General features: G+C 48.8%; 18 protein-coding genes and 1 other annotated feature. Of the genes, 11 read left to right on the top strand and 7 right to left on the bottom strand.

Features of this window, described 5'->3' with window-relative positions:
- Positions 1–22 precede the first annotated feature (22 nt).
- The 7 genes from CHI14_RS27420 to CHI14_RS27390 all read left to right on the top strand — a co-directional run bounded on the left by CHI14_RS27420 (position 23) and on the right by CHI14_RS27390 (position 8,470).
- Entirely contained in the window at positions 23–1,810 is a 1,788-nt protein-coding gene (locus tag CHI14_RS27420) for a sensor histidine kinase (protein WP_095293185.1), read from the top strand.
- Positions 1,785–3,338, top strand: coding sequence for a response regulator transcription factor (locus CHI14_RS27415; RefSeq protein WP_095293184.1), 1,554 nt, complete (start codon positions 1,785–1,787; stop codon positions 3,336–3,338). The genes CHI14_RS27420 and CHI14_RS27415 overlap by 26 nt, the downstream gene beginning before the upstream one ends.
- Positions 3,339–3,560: 222 nt before the next feature.
- On the top strand, positions 3,561–4,844 hold the full coding sequence (locus CHI14_RS27410; protein ID WP_095293183.1) for an ABC transporter substrate-binding protein: 1,284 nt from the start codon (positions 3,561–3,563) through the stop codon (positions 4,842–4,844).
- Between the two features lie 139 nt (positions 4,845–4,983).
- Positions 4,984–5,886 carry a carbohydrate ABC transporter permease gene (locus tag CHI14_RS27405; protein WP_227780131.1) on the top strand — a complete coding sequence of 301 codons (903 nt, stop codon included), beginning with the start codon at positions 4,984–4,986 and terminating at the stop codon, positions 5,884–5,886.
- Between the two features lie 2 nt (positions 5,887–5,888).
- Positions 5,889–6,728 (top strand): carbohydrate ABC transporter permease, encoded by an 840-nt coding sequence (locus CHI14_RS27400; RefSeq protein ID WP_095293181.1) that lies wholly within the window; start codon positions 5,889–5,891, stop codon positions 6,726–6,728.
- Positions 6,729–6,850: 122 nt separating this feature from the next.
- The gene (locus CHI14_RS27395) at positions 6,851–8,014 is read left to right on the top strand and encodes a rhamnogalacturonan acetylesterase (RefSeq protein ID WP_249281262.1); all 1,164 of its coding nucleotides are present in this window, start codon (positions 6,851–6,853) and stop codon (positions 8,012–8,014) included.
- A 39-nt stretch (positions 8,015–8,053) separates the two neighbouring features.
- Positions 8,054–8,470 carry a sensory rhodopsin transducer gene (locus CHI14_RS27390; protein ID WP_095293179.1) on the top strand — a complete coding sequence of 139 codons (417 nt, stop codon included), beginning with the start codon at positions 8,054–8,056 and terminating at the stop codon, positions 8,468–8,470.
- 65 nt (positions 8,471–8,535) lie between these two features.
- Here the strand turns inward: CHI14_RS27390 and CHI14_RS27385 are convergent, their stop codons facing one another.
- The 5 genes from CHI14_RS27385 to CHI14_RS27365 form a co-directional block, all read right to left on the bottom strand.
- Complete coding sequence (locus CHI14_RS27385; RefSeq protein WP_095293178.1) at positions 8,536–9,660, bottom strand: Ger(x)C family spore germination protein; 1,125 nt, start codon at positions 9,658–9,660, stop codon at positions 8,536–8,538.
- 29 nt (positions 9,661–9,689) lie between these two features.
- Positions 9,690–11,159, bottom strand: a complete 1,470-nt coding sequence (locus CHI14_RS27380) for a spore germination protein (protein WP_095293177.1) — start codon at positions 11,157–11,159, stop codon at positions 9,690–9,692.
- Complete coding sequence (locus CHI14_RS27375; RefSeq protein WP_095293176.1) at positions 11,140–12,246, bottom strand: GerAB/ArcD/ProY family transporter; 1,107 nt, start codon at positions 12,244–12,246, stop codon at positions 11,140–11,142. Before CHI14_RS27375 ends, CHI14_RS27380 begins: the two co-directional genes overlap by 20 nt.
- Before the next feature lie 127 nt (positions 12,247–12,373).
- Complete coding sequence (gene trpS / locus CHI14_RS27370; RefSeq protein WP_095293175.1) at positions 12,374–13,369, bottom strand: tryptophan--tRNA ligase; 996 nt, start codon at positions 13,367–13,369, stop codon at positions 12,374–12,376.
- 156 nt (positions 13,370–13,525) lie between these two features.
- Positions 13,526–13,854 (bottom strand) — a binding site (T-box leader).
- 27 nt (positions 13,855–13,881) lie between these two features.
- Positions 13,882–14,814 carry a DMT family transporter gene (locus tag CHI14_RS27365; protein ID WP_095293174.1) on the bottom strand — a complete coding sequence of 311 codons (933 nt, stop codon included), beginning with the start codon at positions 14,812–14,814 and terminating at the stop codon, positions 13,882–13,884.
- 149 nt (positions 14,815–14,963) lie between these two features.
- Between CHI14_RS27365 and CHI14_RS27360 the strand changes: the two genes are divergently transcribed.
- Complete coding sequence (locus tag CHI14_RS27360) at positions 14,964–16,367, top strand: aminotransferase-like domain-containing protein (RefSeq protein WP_249281261.1); 1,404 nt, start codon at positions 14,964–14,966, stop codon at positions 16,365–16,367.
- Positions 16,368–16,460: 93 nt separating this feature from the next.
- Here CHI14_RS27360 and CHI14_RS27355 read toward each other — a convergent pair whose 3' ends face one another.
- Both CHI14_RS27355 and CHI14_RS27350 read right to left on the bottom strand, forming a co-directional pair.
- Positions 16,461–17,780, bottom strand: coding sequence for a glutamate-1-semialdehyde 2,1-aminomutase (locus tag CHI14_RS27355; protein ID WP_095293173.1), 1,320 nt, complete (start codon positions 17,778–17,780; stop codon positions 16,461–16,463).
- A 96-nt stretch (positions 17,781–17,876) separates the two neighbouring features.
- Positions 17,877–18,920 carry an LCP family protein gene (locus CHI14_RS27350; RefSeq protein WP_095293172.1) on the bottom strand — a complete coding sequence of 348 codons (1,044 nt, stop codon included), beginning with the start codon at positions 18,918–18,920 and terminating at the stop codon, positions 17,877–17,879.
- 212 nt (positions 18,921–19,132) lie between these two features.
- Between CHI14_RS27350 and CHI14_RS27345 the strand changes: the two genes are divergently transcribed.
- The 3 genes from CHI14_RS27345 to CHI14_RS27335 are packed head-to-tail and all read left to right on the top strand — an operon-like array spanning position 19,133 to position 21,764.
- Positions 19,133–20,179, top strand: coding sequence for an ABC transporter ATP-binding protein (locus CHI14_RS27345; RefSeq protein ID WP_095293171.1), 1,047 nt, complete (start codon positions 19,133–19,135; stop codon positions 20,177–20,179).
- On the top strand, positions 20,180–20,974 hold the full coding sequence (locus tag CHI14_RS27340) for an ABC transporter permease (protein ID WP_095293170.1): 795 nt from the start codon (positions 20,180–20,182) through the stop codon (positions 20,972–20,974).
- A gap of 4 nt (positions 20,975–20,978) precedes the next feature.
- Positions 20,979–21,764, top strand: a complete 786-nt coding sequence (locus CHI14_RS27335) for an ABC transporter permease (protein WP_095293169.1) — start codon at positions 20,979–20,981, stop codon at positions 21,762–21,764.
- Positions 21,765–21,794: the final 30 nt, after the last annotated feature.

Below are 21,794 nucleotides of genomic sequence, written 5' to 3'. Positions count from 1 at the left end.
CTGGGCCAAAGGAGCGCTTTGGATGAGGAAAATTAAGAACGCTTTCACATCGCTGCCGATCCATCACAAAACCATTCTTCTCATCGGATTTTTGATGCTGATCAGCTTCACGTTTTATGTTTCTGTCCTAGGATATGTATTCAGAATCTATGATCGCCAAATCTATGAGAAGTCGTCTCAGGTACTGAATATGTCTTCCGTGGGCATCGAGAATCAGCTGCGCGAAATCGCCAATCTCTCCTTCAAGGTCATGTCGGACGAGGCGCTCCAGCAGTATCTTCTGCAGTTGGATAAGGCGGAATCCGGATATGAGAAAAACGGGCTGCTCAAAAAGATAACCAACCGGCTTGTCGCATATGCAGGATCAGAGAAGTACATCTATTCCATGATATTTATCGATAATGATCATAACGTTATGGCTGCGGGAAACCGCGAGGGAATATCGGAGTCCATGCAGACGGAACTGATTGCACTCGGACAGCAATATTCAGGATCCAATGCATGGTATACGAGTGGAGATCAGCAAGCCAGGCTGATATCAGTTAGGCAGGTCAAGTCTTTTACAGGTGGGGCCTTTACCTTGGAGAAACTCGGAACGCTGATTATTCGTGTACGGCTGGATCGTATTGTTCAGGATCAGATGCAGCACCCCGCTGAGGACTCGCAGCTGCTGATTACGGATGGGCGAGAGGTGATCTATCCCACGCAATCGTCAGTGACCGATTCCGAGTTGGAATCCGAATTGAAGCGGACCCAGCCTTACGGGATTGCCATGTTTGAACAGGGTAGAAATTTCGTCGCTCGTGCACATTCGTCCTATACAGATTGGGTGTACCTTTATATGACGCCATTTGACCAGATGTTTAAGCAGATACAGTTTGTCAAACAGTTGGTTACTGTCATTTTCTTTATGATTTTGCTGGTGGCACTTGTGTTTGGAGCCAAGCTGTCCCGCAGCATTACACAGCCGATCGCACAGTTGATCAAGAAGATGCGCAACATTGAAAAGGGTGATCTGGATAAGCTGGAGGAGGCTGCTCTGGGCAATGTTCCGGTATCTTCCCAAAATGAAGTTGGGCTGCTCCATCGTACATTCAAAATGATGCTGCAGCGCATCAGGGAACTGATTGACGAGAATTATGCGAAGCAGCTGGTCATTCGGGAGACAGAGTTGAAAGCGCTTCAAGCACAGATCAATCCTCATTTCCTCTATAACACGCTGGAGTCCATTAACTGGCTGGCCAAATTGCAGAAGCAGCGGCAAATTTCCGAAATGGTCGAGGCACTCGGCTTCTTGCTGCGCAGTTCAGTGAATATGTCCGAGAAGTGGATCACGCTGGAAAGGGAGCTGGATATCGTCCGCAGCTATGTGACCATTCAGCGCACGCGATTTGAGGAAAGGCTTGATTTTGATATGGATATCGCTCCTGAGGTGGGGAGTGCCCGACTTCCGAAGCTAACGTTACAGCCTTTGGTGGAGAATGCCATTCACTATGCGCTTGAACCAAGTATACGCCCGTGCAAAATTCGGATTCGAGCCAGAGCAGAAGATGACAAGATTATCATTGAAGTCGAGGATGACGGACCGGGCATGACCCCGGAGTTTTTGGAGCAATTGCAGGAAGGGCGCATTCAGACAAGAGGGCAAGGCATAGGTTTATCCAACATCCAGGAACGGATCAGGCTGACCTTCGGTGAGGAGGGCAGCATGGTCATGAGCAGCAATCCCGGTGCCGGGACCGTAGTATCGATCAGAATACCTTGGATCAGAGAGGACGATGACGATGTACAAAGTGATGCTCGTAGATGACGAACGTGTGATTTTGGAGGGAATCTCCCAAGTGGTGGATTGGGCGGCAGCCGGTACTGAATTGGTGGACACCGCGAGGAATGGGATTGAGGCATTGGACAAAATCGGGCATTCCAGACCTGATATTATTATTACCGATATATCCATGCCAGGTTTGGATGGACTGGGACTTATAGAAAAGGCTTCTGAAGCCTACCCTGGACTTCGATTTATCATGCTGTCCGGGTACAAAGAGTTTGAATATGCCCGCCGGGCCATGCAATATGGCGTGAAGCATTACTTGCTGAAGCCCTGCAACGAAAATCAGATTCATGATGCCCTGTCGGAACTGCTTCAAGAGCATCAGGATGCACAGGTAAAAGAGCATGTGGCTGGGGAAATGAAACAGCGGCTGCAAAGAGTACTTCCCCATGTAAAGGAACAATTTTTGCTCGAGTTCATGACCAATCGGACATATGGTCCGGTCGATCTGGAGTATTATCAGGAGCTGTTCGATCTGAAACTCGAAGCAAGTCAAGTTCGCTTGTTATTGTTCCACATCTCGGACGAACATGACTACAGTCATTTGTTTGCCATCAAGAACATTGCCAGCGACCTGCTGCCGTATGTTTTATTGAGCACAACCATTGAAGGCAAGCTGCTCATTCTGCTGGAAGATTCGGCTGATTCCACTGACTTAAGGGAGAGAATTGAGGAAGTGAGAGCAGCTTTTACCAGGCTCTATAAATTACAAGTGACCGCTGCACTTAGCGAAGCGGACCACATGGTCCAGTCACGGCGTCTGTATCGTGAAGCGCTGCAATGTCTGAACCATCGCTTTTTCATCGGGGAAGGCAAATTGATCACGAAGAATGATGTAGCCATTGCCGGGGAATGCGAAGGCGTGCATGCCGAGCAGGATGCCGAACAATTGTGCCAACTGATTAAGTCGGGTAATGGCGAGGAAGCCAGTGCTGAAGTTGATCGCTTGTTTGAGCGCTTAGCCGGACAGCAGCTTGATATTGAGGTCACCCGATCTTATGTTGTTCAGCTCTATTCGGCCATGATTCATGTCTGTCCGCCTGAAGAGGCCACGGAGTTTACGCAGCGGATGGCAGAGCTTCCTCACATGGATACCTTGTCCGGACTGAAGTCTTTTATCGCCAACAGCACAGCCAATCTGACATCAGGCTATTATAAAAATCATATAAGCCGCCAGTCTTCCGCCGTGGAGAAGATGATGGATATAGTAGATAAACACTACGGTGAGGCTGATCTTTCACTGAATGGTGTTGCCCATCAGATGCTGTATATGAATCCGGATTACCTGGGCAAAATTTTCAAAAAAGTGACAGGAGAAAACTTCTCCAACTACGTGAATCGCCTGCGCATTGAGCGAGCATGTGAGCACATTCGCCGGGGCGGGGACGTCAAGGTATTCGAGCTTGCGGAACTGTTCGGCTTCGGAGGCAATTCGCAATATTTCAGTCAGGTGTTCAAAAAGTGGACTGGCATGACACCAACCGAATACCGAAGATCCGGCATATAACAATTAGCTGCCGCTCCTTGGTCGTTATATGAGGAGGACAAACAACACCGTGAAGGGTGAATGTTGTCCTCCTCTGTTTTTTGAACCAACAAGACGGATTTGTGTATTCAACTCTGGTCGTACATTTGCGAAAATGACATTATCAAGTTTGTGAAAGCGTTATCAGAAAGGCGAGGATAACCCGTTCACATAACCATATCCACACAAAAAGGGGAGATTGGCATGGTGAAAAAGGCAATATTCCTGATGATGGCAATGCTGCTGGTATTTACGGCGGCATGCAGCTCAGATGGAGAATCGGGAGGAACATCCGCGGATGGCTCGGTGACGCTGCGTATCGCGTGGTGGGGCTCGGATGCACGTCATGAATACACGCAGAAGGTCATTGACTTGTACAAAGAGAAAAATCCGAACGTCAAAATTGACGTCGAGTATGCCTCGTTTGATGATTACTGGAAGAAGCTCGCTCCACAGGCTGCAGCGAATCAGCTGCCAGACATTGTTCAGATGGATATTTCCTACATCAGCCAATATGCACAAAATGGTCAGCTGGAAGATCTGGCGCCATACCTTGGTAATCAGATCAAGGTGGATGATGTTTCCGAAAACGTCATCAGTACTGGCGTAATCAACGGCAAGCAGTATGGTGTACCTGCCGGGGTTAACGTACTGGGCTTCCACTATGACCCGGCACTACTCAAAAAGGCAGGAGTGGATACATTCCCGGAAAATCTGACTTGGGAGTCATACGAAGCGCTGGGTAAACAAACCGCAGAAAAAGGACTGTATTTGGATGGTGGGGTAGCTCCGGATATTTTCTTCCACTACTTCCTGCGGACCAAAGGTTTGTCTCTATACAATGCTGAAGGTACGGGACTTGGGTATGACGATGATAAACTGTTTGTCGAGTTCTTCGGTTTGATGCGTCGCATGATCGAACAAGGAGCGGCACCATCACCGGATATAGCTAACCAGACGAAGGGAATTATCGAGGAATCCGATCTGGTCAAAGGCAAAGGGATCGGAATCTGGCAATGGTCCAACCAGTTCGTAGCCGTACAGCAAGTTGCTGACCGTCCACTGGAGTTTGCTCCAATGCCTGGACCTGACATGGAAAAGGGTCTCTACATGCAGCCAAGTATGTACTGGGCAGTCACTTCGAACTCGAAAGTGAAGGAAGAAGCGGCCAAATTCATCGATTTCTGGGTGAACGACGTGGAAGCCAACAAACTGATCAAGGGTGAGCGTGGTGTGCCGATCTCTGGCGCAATCAAGGATGCCATTGCACCTGAACTGAGTGAGCCAACGAAACAGGTATTTGACTTTGTAGCGGCCATGGAGCCAAAAGCTTCCCCAATGAGTCCGCCACCGCCAGTGGGTTCCCCTGAAGTCATTGCGTCTCTGGCGGATGCTGTTGAAGAACTGAATTTTGGCAGAATTACACCGGAACAGGCAGCGGAGACATTCCGTAAAAACGCCGAAGCGGTTCTGGCCAACAATAAATAACAGTTGAATGATTGCTTGCTCATCCCACCCGGGATGACGGGGACTGGGGCTGCTCGCTAACCGCGGGGGCCTTTCCCCGTCCAATTGTTAATCCCCCGTTTGTCGGAAGCAGGCAGATCAATAAAGGAGGTTCATTCCGTTGAGGCAGTATTCGTCGTTGCGCAGAAACCTGACCGGGTACGCATTTATTAGTCCGTTTATTATCGGATTTCTGGGCTTTACGCTGATCCCGATGTTTGTGTCCTTATACATGTCGTTCACGAGTTATAACCTGTTCACTTCTCCCCGGTGGATTGGGATGGACAATTACACCAAAATGTTTTTTGAAGACCCGAAGTATTGGAACTCGGTTAAGGTAACCTTCCTGTATGTATTCATTGGTGTTCCTCTAAGACTGGTCTTCGCACTCTTCGTTGCCATGATTCTGAATACCGGTTCCCGTATGGTCGGAACGTACCGTACGTTGTATTATCTCCCATCCATTATTGGTGGTAGTGTGGCGGTGTCGATCATGTGGCGTAACCTTTTCAGTAATGAAGGGGTTATCAACAGTGCATTAACCGCAATCGGAATCGGGCCTATCAGCTGGTTCGGTGATCCGGATGCGTCCCTGGTGATGCTGATCTCGCTGTCCGTCTGGCAGTTCGGTTCGTCCATGTTGATCTTTCTGGCAGGCCTTAAAAATATCTCCCCCGAGATGTATGAGGCAGCAGGGGTGGATGGCGCAAACCCGATACGCAAGTTCTTTAGCATCACATTGCCACTGCTTAGCCCGATCATCCTGTTCAATCTGATTATGCAAACGATCGGTGCATTCATGACCTTCGTACCTGCATACATCATCTCCAAAGGAGAAGGCGGCCCAATGGATGGTACGATGCTGTACTCACTGTACTTGTTCCGTCAGGCTTTTATGTTTAACAATATGGGTTACGCTTCGGCAATGGCCTGGATCATGCTCATCATGATTGGTTTGCTAACCGTAGCCGTGTTCCTGACATCCAAGTTCTGGGTGTTCTACGAATCTGAAGGAGGGAAGTAACGATGGTTTGGAAAAATGTAAAGTGGCCGATTTATCACCTGTTCGTTGCGGCTTTAGCCCTCCTGATGCTGTATCCGGTACTTTGGATGTTATTCAGTTCATTCAAGGAGAGCCGTACCATCTTCGTTACCGCGGAGTCTCTCTTTCCAGCGGAGTGGATCTGGAGCAACTATGTGGATGGCTGGAAAGGTGCGGGCGGAAGACCGTTTATGGACTACATTACCAATTCACTCGTTATCGTAGTCATTTCCACCATCGGTGCCGTGTTATCCTCGTCGCTTATCGCCTTCGGTTTTGCCAGACTTAACTTCAGAGGCCGCAGCTTCTGGTTCTCCCTGATGATGTTAACTCTGATGCTGCCGCATGACGTGGTGTTGGTTCCGCAATACATTATCTTTACGAAGCTGGGCTGGTTGAATACGATTCTACCGATTGTGGTGCCTACATTCTTCGGAATGCCGTTCTTCATTTTCCTGATGGTACAGTTCATTCGTACGATTCCAAAAGAGCTGGATGAAGCAGCAACCATTGATGGATGCAATAAATTCAGATTGTACATTCAGATTATCATGCCGCTGATTAAGTCCTCGCTGGCGACTGCCGCAATCTTCTCCTTCTACTGGAGATGGGAGGATCTTCTGGGGCCGGTACTATATCTGAACTCACCGGATAAATATACGGTATCAATGGCGCTCAAAATGTTCCTGGATAGCGAGTCTGCCTCCAACTGGGGTGCGATGTTCGCCATGTCCATCGTCAGTCTGATTCCGGTTGTAGCCGTATTCTTCATTTTCCAGAAACAGATTGTACAGGGCATGAGCACCAGCGGACTGAAAGGATAAACTGTATTCACTGTGGATTATCACTTCATCCAAAAGCCTAAACAGGGAGGTTGTTCCTATTGGATAAAGCTCTGGGTAGTCAAGCCGTTGCCACCGAGGCAGCGGCCCGCAATGAAGAGAAAATTACGCATTGGAAATTTGACTTCGGTCCAGGTGCTGGCATTGAAGGGTACCGGAAAGTGTCAGCCAATAGTACCTACAGGGATACGATCGGTTACGGATTTGAGCCGGATTCCCGTGTTTATGAGAAACAGCGGTGTAGTGAGACAGAAGATCGGGATCGTGTACAGCAAAATCAGGAGTACTCGGGGCAGGCCAATGTGTCTGCCCGATTGCGTTCAAGCTTCTGTATTCCACTCAAGGCATCGTTTATCGTTGATGTGCCGGACGGCACTTATCAGGTACTGCTCATTGCCGGAGATGAGCTCGCTGAGACGGTCACCAGAGTCAAGGCGGGTGAAGGCAGATTGATGCTGCCAACGATTCGTACTCTGCCGGGACAATGTGCCGAGGTCAGATTTTCGGTTGTGGTCAGAGGCGGAAGGCTTCGTCTTTCCTTCTCCGGTCCGGCCCCGCGGATCAACGCCTTGGAGATTACGCTTGCCAATCAGACGATGACCGTATTTTTGGCGGGAGATTCCACGGTAACGGATCAGCCAGAGAGCGGGTACCCATACTGTGGCTGGGGACAGCTGCTGCCTGCTCAATTCAAGCATGATGTTGCTGTTGATAATCATGCACAGTCTGGAAGGAGCTCGCGCAGCTTCATCAATGAAGGCCGGTTGGATGCGATCATGAAGCGTATTAAGCCTGAAGATTTCTTGTTCATACAATTCGGACATAATGATGAGAAACCGGACCCGGAGCGGGGAACGGAACCGTTTACAACCTATAAGGAGTATTTGAAAAAGTATATTGATGCAGCCCGCGGAGCCGGAGCTCGCCCGGTATTGGTGACGCCCGTGCATCGGCGCTTTTTTGCGGACGATGGCACGCTGAACGATACGCATGGTGATTATATTATTGCCGTGCGGGAGCTGGCACAAAAGGAAGATGTTCCACTAATTGATCTTGCTGAACGCAGCCGTATTCTGTTCGAGCAGGCGGGGATCGAAGGCACCAAGGACGATTTCATGTGGGTGCTTCCGGGTGAATATTTGAACTTCCCGGCAGGCATGGAGGACAATACGCACTTTCAGGAACGCGGCGGACGGCGACTCGCGGAACAAGTAGCGGAAGCGATCCGCGAGCTTAGACTGCAGCCGCTGCAAATGTATTTACGATAGATAGGACGGATAAATATCATTCATAGAGGAGGATTCCTAATGGCAAGAGAGCATACTGAAGCAGGCCGTTTGGCAAATAGTAGGGCAGCAGAGGCGACAGGTCACACCTATTGGGTTATTCCAGACGGGTACATACCGCCAGATAGTCGAGGCTCGCTGGAGAGTCATGAGAGCATTTGTGTTCTCAATACCGGTCAGGAGGAGGCGAAACTCGATATAACCATCTTCTTTGAAGACAGAGAACCGATCGAGAACATAGTAGCGAGCGTACCGGGAAGAAGAACCAAACATATCCGTACGGCAACACTTCATGCCGGAGTGCAGTCTATTCCCTCAGGTGTGCCGTATGCCATCACCGTTTCCAGTAATGTACCTGTCATCATTCAATACAGTCGTTTGGATACCACACAGCCCGAACTGGCACTGATGAGTGTCATGGCTTTTCCGCTGACTTAAATTTTCATGCCAAGACGACCAGCCACCTTGCAACTACTGCAGGTGGCTGGTCGTTTGTCCATATATTACTCCGTGTATTTGTATGTGCTGGCATTGAGGATTTTCACATGGACTTCCACTTTTCCCAGTTTGAATCGTTTGATTGGATCTGCCCGGTTCTGGACCTGCTCTTTCCACAGAGCGAGGTCATGACGATACAGATGTTCCACCAGACCGTAGGAATCGATCTGTCGTGATTTGGTTTTTTCAAACGTATCACGAATTTCGGACTCAATCTGTTTCCCGGCTGATTCCTCCATCGTTTGAGGAGACTGGTGAGGACCACGTTCTTCAACGATGATGCCTTTTGCCGAAGTAACGAGGTCGAAGGTGACCCCGCTTCCTTCCTTTCTTGCTGAAATTTTGGTATGGGGGTCATGCAGTCTAAGAGTCAGATCCGGAGTTTTGCTTCCATTATTGTAAATGTACAATGGATACTGGTGGACACGATCATAATTCACGAATCGGGTACCATTGGCTTCTTCGCCTGCCACTTTGCCTTGATTGGCACCGTTCGATATGACAAAAAATCCATCCGTTTTAATTAGTGGGGGATTCTCATCCCCATTAAACCACGTTTGGTTCCTGTTGGTGATAGATGGTAATAGAATAACCGAAGCAGGCTCACGTAAACCATCAAGAAGCTGATGAAGACGGATCGGCTCGAAGGAAGAGTACTGCTTATACAGCTTGACCGGTTCGAATAGCTCAATAGTCTGGGTCGATTGGTTTAACAGGGCAGAGGGAGCAAGGACATCGGGTATTCTTTGTTCTGTACCGTAAATCCAAGGTGTATATCTCAACTCACCGGAATGCAGCAGTGTATTAAAAATATCCTCGAGCCGACCGTTCAAGGCGTTTTTGGATAAAACGATTGCTTTTACATGCGTCCACAAGGTTTGTTGCTGCGAAGTCTGATAGAGATCGTTAATAGCCATGCTAAGCGTTGTGCCTTCGCCTCGCCCAATCCAGATATCACTTGCTTGCCGTGAAGTTGGCCCCTCCTGCTTGGCAATACTGGAAAAATCGATCAGTTGGGCATAAGCGATATATTTATTATCCTCGTAATCTATCCCGATTCCCGTGATAAAGTTAATGCTCTGAACCTCTTTGGAATCCCAGCAACCTGTTAGCAAGACCATACAGGTCATAAGCAAGCCCCCTAGGGAGATCCATCTGTTCACGAACGTTTCCTCCGGCGGGTAGAGTCTTGGGTATGGAGTGCGGCCGGGCGTTTGGTCCTCTTCAGGGAAGGTTTCATGGATACGGATTGGGTGAAGTCACCGGGAATATAGGGAGATACAGGGGACAAGTAGGACACGCCATAACATTCCAGGGAAACGAGATGTACCAGTAAAGCAAATAGTCCAATCATGAAACCGAACAATCCGAGGAGGGACGACAGGACAAGCATTCCGATACGAACCTGGGCTGTAGCTCCACTGAGTACCGTATTCACCAATATGTATCTGGAAATGACCGAGATGGCGACGGATACAATGATGGTAGGTGAAGTAATTCCGGCACGAATAGCCGCGTCTCCAATGATAAGCCCACCTACCACGCTGACAGTCTGGCCCAGTGCACGCGGCAGTCTGCGGCCTGCTTCATTGAATAATTCAAACATGAAGATCATCAGAAATGCTTCCAGTGTAACTGGCAAGGGCAACCCCATACGTGTTCCGGCAATGGTCGCCAGAAGAGGCAAGGGAATCTGCTCCACATTGAAACTGGTCAGACCGATATAGAAGGCTGGAAAAAAGCAGGCGATCAGCAGTCCCGAGATCCTCAAAATCCGTTCAAAAGTCACAATAAAAAATGGCGTACTTTCGTCTTCCGGTGATTTCAACTGATTGAACAGGGTTGTTGGGGCAATGATGGCCACAGGTGAACCCTCAATCAGAACTGCAAAACGACCATTTAAGAGTGAGTCTACGACATAATCGGGTCGCTCTGTATTATCAGTGAGAGGGAAAATGCTGCGGATGCCTCCCATGATGGACCGCTCCATAATGGAAGTACCGAGAAGGCCATCGATTTCAATCACGTCCAGGTTTTTGCGAGCTTCTTCTAGAATCTCGGGATTAATAATGTCCTTTACATACAATAGCGCAATAGAGGTCTGGCTACGGCCACCTTTTACATATTTCTCATAACACATGGAAGAGGTTTTCATTCGTTTACGAATGAGTGCAATATTTACGCTTAATTCTTCGGTGAATCCATCACGAGGCCCTTTGACCGATGACTCAATAGCGGATTCCTCAGGGTTTCTCCCAGGTATACTCGCAATATCCAGACTGCAGGATTGTTCACCGTTTCCGAAAATGAGCAGCAATTGTCCACTGAAAATCAGAAGGTTTATATTCTCTGCATCAGTAAGATCTTCGATCGGATTCAGTGTTAATCCCAATTCTTTGGGATGTGCTTCTTCAACAAGCAGAGAATGTTGTTCCAGCCGGGGAATAATGAACTGGTTAATCTGTTTGCCATCGGTCAAGCCGTCACAATATAGCATAATTACCGACTTGTCGGTTTCATCTTTGGCAGGAAAAGTCTGAATAACGACATCCGCACAGGAATCGAATTGTTTTTTCAAAGAGGCAAGCAGTGTTTCATGGGACGTGATGTCAATCGCTTGGTGCTCCATGATGTTTCCTCCTCTGATGGCGTGAACTGACGAATCCAACGGTGGTGGCAATAATGGCTAATCCGCTTAGATAGATGAGATTGAATGGAAATACATAGTCAACAAGCATTTTCTCGAATGTCATATCGTCCAGTCGGTACAGCATGGAAAGAACAAACAAGACAGCGATGGTAACCAAGCTGATTAACCTTCTGGAGGCGCTCTTAATATTCCAAATTTCTACCACAATATACATGGCAAGGCTTATTCGAGTAAATGAACCGGCGAGCCACTGATAGATCGAGAAGAAATCAGTCTGTGCGATATATTTGCCCAAGGAGGCAATTCGCCATTCCTCAAAAGCGGGATAACGCATTTTGGCCGCTTCAAAAGGATTGAATTCTACGATTGCACCAATAAGTGGGCCAAGTGTCAGTCCAAGAATGATAAACGCGAGCATAACATATTGCCATGCACGGATTCGTTTAGCCAAGTGGGGCTGGATGTACCAGATAAAGAGCAGCTCAAACATGCCTGAAAGGCTGTACAGCATGCCATGGAAAACGGGTTGCCAGCCCTGTTCGAGTACGGGAAGCAGACGGTTGTAATCCTTGTATTGGGTATTTACGATGGCGACATAGAACCCAAGTATCACAACAAGAGGCAGAATTAACCCGGCTGCAAACGCCATAGAGCGCATCCCTTTATAGGCTGCATAAGCACTTAGGGACATCAGGGCAATGCTAGTAACTAGTATGGGGGTCTCCGTCAGGTAATTGGTTTTTGCCCACGTGGTGGTATCATGCAGAGTGAAATAGATGACAGACAGGAAAAAGAGGCTGTTTCCGATCCGGAGGAACAAGCCCAGAGGTTTGCCCAGATGGGAAGTCAGCCATTCGTGTAAGGTTTGATGCTGAAGAAAACGGGAGACATAGGCAAGCATGAGCGCAAATACAAGATAGGGTCCTGCCGATATCAGGACCGAAATCCAGGAGTCTCTTTTAGCCGCACTTAACAAGGCAGGAATGATCAGGACGTGGCTAATCAGACCGACGGATAACATGATTAACATCATGGCTTGCAAAAAAGAAGGTTGTCTAGGTTTCATGCTGAGGGGTCCCCTTTTCGCGATAGACTATCCTCAGCAGTGTTAACGTGATTGGGGTGCTTCATACAGGCGAGTGAATTGTTAAGTTGATGTATCCCATGCTGTAGTTCTGGGTTGTTCCTTAACCTTATAGATCAAAGTAACGAATTCCCATCGCTTCTCGCACTTCAAGCATCGTTTCCCGTGCGACTTGGCGAGCTTGACGGGTGCCCTCGATAAGAATTTCTTTTACCTCATTTTCCCGCTGCTCATAGTGAGTTCGCCGTTCACGAAAAGGTGCAAGCAAATCGTTAATCGCAGTGCCGGCAAAATGCTTGCAGTCTCTGCATCCAATGGAACCCTGGCTGCAGCTGGCATGAATTTCTTCAGCGTGCTCCTTCCGGAATAACTGATGGTATGCAAATACCGGGCAGATATCGGGATGGCCTGGGTCGGTACGATGGACACGTGCAGGATCGGTCTTGGCCTTGGTCAGTTTGGCATGCACATCATCAGGACTCGCATTTAAGGAGATAGCGTTGCCCATACTTTTGCTCATTTTGCCGATCCCATCGAGCCCGCCAAGCCGCTCACCAGTCAAAATGCGTGGTTCAGGCAGAACCGGAGCGTAGAGCTCATTAAATCTCCGGACCAGTTTGCGTGCAGTCTCGACATGTGGAATCTGGTCTTCGCCTGCTGGAACGAGTGTCGCTTTGCAGAATGCAATATCAGCGGCCTGACTGACCGGATAGCCCAAGAAACCGTAGTATAGATCCGTATATCCGCGTTCACGCGCTTCTGTTTTGATGGTGGGGTTGTGCCGAAGCGTGTTCACGGTGACAAACATGGAGAAGATCACCGTTAATTCCGCAATCTCCGGAATCATGGATTGGATAAACAGCGTGGCTTGGTTGGGATCAATACCTACAGCGAGATAATCGAGAGTCACTTGATGGACACTGTCTGCAATCAGCCCTGGCTGATCATAGTGGGTGGTCAGCGCCTGCACATCTGCCAGTAAAATATACGTTTTGTATTCATTCTGCAATTGCACCCGGCTGCGCAGGCTGCCCACGTAATGGCCGAGATGAAGCCGCCCTGTGGTCCGGTCTCCAGTCAAAATAACATCCTTGTTCATATGCATGGTTCATTCTCCTTTGATTTTGTAATGGTTCGAACATGCTAATCTGCTGACGCCACCAGCCATCTTCCACGACCATCACCCCCTTTCAGCCTGTTACAGTATGCAGGTATCAAAAAAAGCCTCGTCCTTCATCCTGATCCCCGTGAGGGAACAGAATAGAAGGACGAAGCTTATGCTTCGCGGTGCCACCTTAATTGGCCGCTGGTTGCGGCCCGCTTGGAGATACGGATCAAGATTTATGGTCAGGCTGATTGAAAAACCAGACCGGAACCAGCCGATATCTTGATCGATATCCTGTCCGTGGATAACGGCTGAACATGCCGCCTTGCCTACTTACCGTTCTGCACCCAAGATTACAGGATACAGGCCGTGTTCAGTTTGGAACTCCGAAGCCCATTTCCATACGACCAGTGCACCGGCTTCCACCATCCGCCGGCTCTCTGGAGCACGCTGTCGTATGTACTTCTCTTCATCATCGTTGATAACGTCCGTTTACAATTTTTCACATTGTATCATGCTTTGACATCACTGACCAGCCTGTGTTTTCTGCCACTCATATTGGTTCCGAGTACACCTGCGATAATCAGGAGCGCTCCGACAACATGGTAACCACTGACGGGTTCATGCAAAATCCAGGCGCCACCCGCGATGGAAATCAAGGTGGAGAAGTTGCTGAATACACTCATCTTCGAAGCTTCCAGATGGGTTAACGAATAGCTGGACAGCAGAGTCGAAATCATGGTGGAGAGGAGGGCCAGGTAGGCCAGCGCCCCTAGATAAGATGCATCCCCGAGAGGTTTTACATAATCGCTTATCGTACCGCTGGATAAATGACGGATAACGGCGGAGAAGTTAAAAACAAGACAACCGACCCACAGGGTAACCCACGTTAATTCCATCGGCTTATACTTCTGGGTAAGCGGTCTGGCAAGCACACCATACCCTGCAAAACAAACTGTGGAGAGCAGCAGCAGGGCAATTCCCTTGAAATTACCTATCATTCCGCTGCCTTTCATCAGGAAGATGAAGACCACTCCGGCAACAGAAAGAAGCAGGAATAGCTTTTGCAGCACAGATGTCCGTTCTTTCAGGAATACTGAAGCCAGAACAAGGGTGAAGACAGGGGCCATGGCCTGAATGATTCCCGCCTCGGATGAATTGGATGAAACAAGCCCAAATGCCTGAAAAGCAAAAAACAAAACCGGCGAGAGCAGACCGAGCGGTATGATTCGCCATAGATCCCGCAGTGTGAGCCGGATTTTGATCCATCCCAAGACAACTGGGATACTAACTACGAGAAGGGATAGGGCGAACCGATGTGCAAGCACATCCATCGGGTGTGCCACATTGACGGTCATTTTGACAAACAGAAAAGATAAACCAATGATAGCCGCATACATTACGGCTGCGGTATAGGCATAAGCCCGGGTACGTGTCGTATTCATATTGTTCCTCCATATAGCCTGATGATCTCGGTTGGACTATGCAAACACTTAGATTGTTATCACGTCCTGTAAGGTCTTTGCTTTATTCAATATACTGTCAGTTCAGTCGTGGTACAATGATGAAAAGTATGGATTGTACCGGTACAGTTATGTGGAAAGGACAGATCGTCTATATGAAAAAATATGAAATAATCGCGGAGTCGCTGCAGCGTTGGATACAGGAGCAGCTGCAGCAGCGGGGGCATCAGCAATGGATTGATAAGGGAATTAAGCTTCCGGCAGTGCGTGCGCTGGCTGAACAATATCAATGCAGTGTAAGCACGGCGATTCGTGCCTATCAGTGGCTTGAGCAGCGACATCTGGTATATGCCGTCCCTCAGTCAGGATATTACGCTGTCCAGAACGGAGTGGGGGCAGAGGACGTGGACTGGAAAGAGCCGCTGGACTTCGCTTCTGCTGCTCCCGATCCCCGTGTATTTCCGTATTCCGATTTTCGTCATTGCGTTGATCAGGCAATGGAGAACAATCAGGCGGAGTTGTTTCTGTATGGTACGGAGCAAGGACTGCCATCCCTGATCCATTTGTTACAGAGGCAATTTGCCGATTATCAGGTGTTTGCCCCTGCGGAACAGTTCTTTATTACATCTGGCGTGCAGCAGGCGCTCGCTGTGCTGGCTCTGATGGCTTTTCCGAATGGCAAGAGACGGGTTCTGGTTGAGCTACCAAGCTATCATCTTATGCCATCCCTGCTGAAAGGCCTGAATGTACCTATTACCGGAGTAAGACGAACGCTGGAAGGTCTTGATTGGGAGTCGCTGGAACGGCAATTTGGTGAAGGCGATATTAAATTCTTTTACGTCATGCCACGCTTTCACAATCCGCTGGGGACATCCATGACCATAGCTGAGAAGAAGAGATTAATTAAGCTGGCAGAACGATATGACGTGTACTTGGTGGAGGACGATTATTTAGCCGATCTGGAGGAAAATACAAAACAGGACCCGCTATTTTCTTACGATACCGTAGGCAGGGTCATCTATTTGAAAAGCTACTCCAAAATTCTGTTTCCCGGCCTGCGCATTGGTGTAGCGGTCCTTCCTGCTGCTCTTGCTCCTTCGTTCGGGGGACACAAAAAAATGCTGGATATCGACACCTCGGTGCTGTCTCAGGCTGCGCTGGAGGTCTATATTCGCAATGGCATGTTTGCACATCACGGCAAAGTCATTCGCAGTCGTTATGCAGCCCGGATGCAGAGGGTTCGTGAGCAGCTTGCTGCCGATCCGGAGTTTAGTCCCTTTGCTAATGCTCCGCGAACAGGTGGGGAGCATACCGTGCTGCCATTGGCCAGCAATATGCCGCTTGGAGTGTTGTTAGCAAGGCTGGAAGAACGCGGAGTAATAGCAGGTACAATCGAGCGTTACTACCCGGAGGGAACGCAGCAGGATAAAATGCTGAGGCTGAATATATCCAATGTGCCGAAGCAGCGGATTGAGGAGGGCATGCGGATCATTCGTGAAGAGATCGTGAAGCTGCAAAGCGGTAAGATGAAATGATTTTTTAGCGGCCCCAAAATACAAAAGGCGTGCAGCCAAGCTGAATATTCAGCCTGACTGCACGCCTTTATCGGGTTCACTGAAATCTTAGGACTACTCCTGAGCCATCGCCTTGAAGGAAGCTTCAGCTGCTTCCAGTGTTGCCTGTACGTCATCATCTGTATGAGCTGTAGTCAGGAACCAGGCTTCGTACTTCGATGGAGCGAGGTTGATACCGCGGTTCAGCATATGCCGGAAGAAGGAGGCAAACCGTTCACCGTCTGTATCTTGAGCTTGATCATAATTTGTTACCGGGTGATCACAGAAGTGTGTGGAGAAAGCGCCACGAATCCGGTTAATGGTCAGTGCGATGCCATGACGATCAGCAGACGCCTGCAGACCTGATGTCAGATCAATGGCCAGTCGCTCCATTTCTTCATACACGCCTTCGCCTTGCAGTACTTCCAGACAAGCGATACCCGCGGAGATGGAGGCAGGATTGCCGGCCATTGTTCCGGCCTGATATGCAGGTCCGAGCGGAGCAACCTGTTCCATGACATGCTTGCGTCCGCCATAAGCCCCGATTGGCAATCCGCCACCGATGATTTTGCCGAGTGCTGTCAGATCGGGTTCAATCTCGGCATGATTGGCAAGACCAGCATACGTTTGCGTAGAACCATAGTGGAAACGGAAAGCTGTAATGACTTCGTCATAAATCACAAGTGATCCATTGGCACGTGTCATGGCACACAAACCTTCCAGGAAGCCTGGCTCTGGCATAACCATGCCGAAGTTACCAACAATGGGCTCCACCATTACTGCTGCAACATCATCACCCCAGCGCTCCAGGGCTTCTTTCAGGCTATCCAGGTCATTATAAGGAACCGTGATCACTTCATGTGCGATGCTGGTTGGAATTCCTGCACTATCTGGAATCCCGAGGGTGGAAGGGCCGGAACCCGCAGCGACCAGCACCAGGTCGGAGTGACCATGATAACATCCGGCGAATTTTACAATTTTATTGCGTTTGGTGTAGGCGCGGGCCACGCGGATGGTAGTCATCACTGCCTCGGTACCGGAGTTGACAAAACGTACCTTATCCATGGAAGGAATGGCTTCCTTCAGCATTTTGGCAAGTTTGATTTCAAGCTCGGTTGGAGTACCGTACAACACACCGTTTGCTGCTGCTTCACTAATGGCTTGGGTAATATGAGGATGAGCGTGTCCGGTTACAATGGGGCCATACGCTGCCAGATAATCGATGTAGCGGTTGTCGTCAACATCCCAGAAGTGTGCACCTTGCGCCTTTTTCATAAAAACGGGTGCGCCTCCGCCAACGGCTTTGAATGAGCGGGAAGGACTGTTTACGCCGCCTACAATATGTTCAAGTGCCTCTTTATATAAGATTTCGGATTGGGGACGAGATGAGTTCATGGGTTTATTTCCTTTCGGCTATGAATTTGGTTGCAAATTTTTCGTAACACAACACAGCGAGAGGGCAGCATAATGGCTGCCCTCTGCGTGTTTACATTACTGAGCCGGTTGCTCCGACTGTTGGTCTTCACCGCTTGCTGTTTTATCTTCGGTTCCAGTTGAACTGTCTTCAGGTTCAGCAGGCGGATGAATAATATCCTGAATATGCTGCTTCAATTCCTCTTCATTGGTTACCGTCAGGACTTGTGCTCCACCTGCGGTCCGTTCTTCCTTCAGCATGTTCATCGGCGGAATTTGTTCGCTGCCGTTCATGCTGCTCTGATATCCAAGTCCACCGAGCTTCCACATATCCGAGAGTGTCAGGTTTGTGTCCACATAAGGGCTAACCTGTTCCAGAATGGTAGGAAGCTTGGCAATGGTTGTCGTGGATTGCATTTTCGCCGCTACGGCTTTCAGGAATTCACGTTGACGCTCGGAACGAGCGAAGTCGGACATCGCATCATGACGGAAACGCACGTACATAAGCGCTGTTTCACCGTCGAGATGCTGATAACCTTTCTTCAGATCAATATCGTACTCGTTATTGTCTGCCTTGCTTGTATAGTGCATGTCCTTCTCTACGTCAAAATCAACACCGCCAACGGCATCCACCAATTTGATGAATCCCTGGAAATCGGTATACACATAATACTGGACAGGGATACCCAGCAGGTCGCCAGCCGCTTTCATCGCTGCATTGGGGCCATGGGTAATCGCGGTGTTAATCCGCTCCTTGCCATATCCGTCTATATCGACGTAAGTGTCTCGCAGAATGGAGAACAGGTTGATTTTTTTGGTGAGTGGGTCGAGCGATACAACCATCATGCTGTCCGAACGGGGAATTTCCCCTTCTTTGAGGCCACGGGCATCAACGCCCATAACCAATATATTTACTGTTTCAGTGCCTTCCCATTTTGGAGGGTCCGGTGTATTCACTTTTTCGACATTTTCAATACTGGCGAACGGAGATTCGTCGCCTTCCTTCTGCAAGCCATTCAACTGATTGAGAATAGAACCGAAATAAAATGCCGCTGCGCCTCCAACGATCAGAACAAAGGCGGCAAGAGAAATCCATATGGTTCTCTTCGTCTTTCTGGTCATGCTAGCTCTCCTTTGTATTTGAGATAAAATAAATAACGAGTTCGAGTTGCCATGGTAACGTAGCCTAAAGCCTTCCGTGCACGTCTCTACCAAACAGCAGTCAGAGGACGCAGCTTCAGCTATTTTAAAAGCTTGCTGAATTTTGACTGATACCATTATAATTTCTTTTTGGGCTACAAGCAATTTCAACAAAATCCAAGTGAGGTATAATCATGCTGGCGATTGATGTCAAAGATTTGCGCAAGTCGTTTAGCGTCCAGAAAAGTCGGGGTGGACTGAAGGGCGCATTTCAAGATCTGTTTAAACGCGAATACCAGGAAGTATTGGCGGTAAACGATATTTCGTTTCAGATTCCGCAGGGTGAGATATGCGGATATATTGGAGAGAACGGTGCCGGCAAATCAACAACGATCAAGATGTTGACCGGCATTTTGGTGCCTACTTCAGGGCATATATCGGTTGGTGGATATGTTCCGTACCAGGAACGGGAGAAATTTGTACAGAATATTGGTGTCGTATTTGGTCAGCGGAGCCAGCTGTGGTGGGACATTGGCGTGATTGAATCATTCCATCTGCTGCGCAAGGTATACCGTGTGGACGAATCCGATTTCCGCAAAAGGCTGGATGAACTGGTTGAGCGGCTGCAGCTGCAGGATCTGCTGAATCGTCCGGTGCGCAAGCTCAGTCTCGGGCAGCGGATGCGCTGCGAACTGGTGGCCGCATTGCTGCACAATCCGGATATTGTTTTTCTGGATGAGCCAACCATAGGTCTGGATATTGTCGTTAAGTCGGAGATCCGTGAATTCCTGAAAGACATGAATAAGGAACATGGAACAACCATTTTGCTGACAACACACGATCTGCAGGATATCGAAGCATTGTGTTCAAGAGTGATCATGCTCGATGCCGGAAATATCATCTATGATGGTGGTCTGGATCACTTGAAATCGCAATGGGGCAAGGAACGGGAAATTCGCTTCAAATTCGGCACGGGTCACACCATAGCACAGATGCAGGAATGGACTGCCGCCATGCCCGTACGCTGGACGGTAGAGAACGAGCTGTCCGCATCGGTCTGGATTCCGCTGGAACTCAATGTGTCCGATGTCCTTGGCCGTGTGGTGGGACAGGCTGATATTACGGATATTCAGATTATTGAGATTAACACCGATGAGATTGTACGGAGTATCTACCAATCCGGTTCTGCCGAGCGTCCCGAGATTGTGGGCGCAGGGAAAGAAGCGGTGGGTGTATCCTAGATGAATAGTGCATTTTTTGATTTTATGCGAATCCGGTTTCTGACGATGCTGGCGTACCGGGTGAATTATTATTCCGGCATTTTGATATATACGCTGAATATTGGCGTGTATTACTTTACATGGCAAGCCATTTATGGCGGAAGTGGAGAACTGGGTGGCTTTACGGCAGCCCAGATGACCACGTATGTGGCGGTATCCTGGATGGCGCGTGCATTTTATTTTAACAACCTGGACCGTGAAATTGCCGCAGATATCCGTGATGGATCCATTGCGATTCAATTTATAAGGCCGATCAATTACGTTATGGTCAAAATGATGCAGGGTCTCGGTGAGGGCGTTTTCCGTTTCCTGCTGCTGATGATCCCGGGCATGCTCATCGCAATCCTGCTGTTCCCGGTTGAACTGCCTACTGTGCCTTCAGCGTGGATCGGATTTCTTGTCATGCTGTTCTTCAGTTTCCTCATTAACTCCCAGATTAATGTCATTACGGGACTGGCAGCATTCTTTGTCGAAAACAACGAAGGTATGATGCGCATGAAACGGGTCGTGGTCGATTTGTTCTCCGGTCTCATCATTCCGATTAGCCTCTATCCGGGCTGGATGTCCGCGATCATGAAAGTATTACCTTTTCAGGCCATCACGTATCTGCCAGGTTCCGTATTTACGGGAAGAGTGGAAGGCACCGGCATCTGGAGTGTACTCGGAATTCAGGTGCTTTGGTTTGTCATCCTGCTCGTTCCAATGATGCTGATCTGGCGTCAGGCGCGCAAGCGTCTGTTCGTGCAAGGGGGTTAACAGCATGTACTACTTAGGTCTAGTCTGGGAATATTTAAAAAATTATATGAAAACACGGCTGACGTATCGTGCCGATTTCTGGGTCGAGATCATTTCGGATCTGCTGTTCCAGGCAACGAATCTGATCTTTATCTTTGTTGTTTTCCGGCACACGGATAACCTCGGGGGCTGGAGTGAAAGTGAAGTCCTGTTTGTATATGGTTATTTCATGGTGCCTTACGGCATCTTCAGCTGTTTTATCAATCTATGGGGGTTCAGCGAGCGGTATATTGTTAAGGGTGAGATGGATCGCATTCTGACGCGTCCGGCGCATAATCTGTTTCAGATATTACTCGAAAATGTGGACCCGCCTGCACTTGTGGGTTCGTTTATCGGACTGATTATCATGATCTTCAGCGGGGCGGAAATGGGACTTGTCCTGGAATGGTGGCATATTCCGGCGCTAATCGTTCTGGCGCTAAGCTCTGTGTTAATCTACGCGGGAATTTATACTACACTGACGTCGCTATCTTTTTATTCGGATGCTCCGACAGGTATTCTTCCATTGATGTACAACATTCAGGGTTATGGACGTTATCCGGTAACGATCTACAATCGGGCCATTCAGGTATTGTTAACCTGGGTCATTCCGTTTGCCTTTGTCGGGATCTATCCGGCAGCATTGTTCCTGGATCGATCAGAGATGCATCGCATGGCACTGCTGACCCCGGTGATGGGGCTGGTTTTCGCGGCGATTGGACTTACGCTCTGGAACTACGGCGTGAAACGCTATCGTGGTGCAGGCTCGTAGAGAGAAGCCCGATAATAGAGGGTAAGACGA

The organism is Paenibacillus sp. 7516 (assembly GCF_002272715.1).
Lineage (GTDB): Bacteria > Bacillota > Bacilli > Paenibacillales > Paenibacillaceae > Paenibacillus > Paenibacillus illinoisensis_A.
The sequence above is the reverse complement of the archived record's forward strand: the minus strand, read 5'-3'. Positions and strand labels throughout refer to the sequence as shown.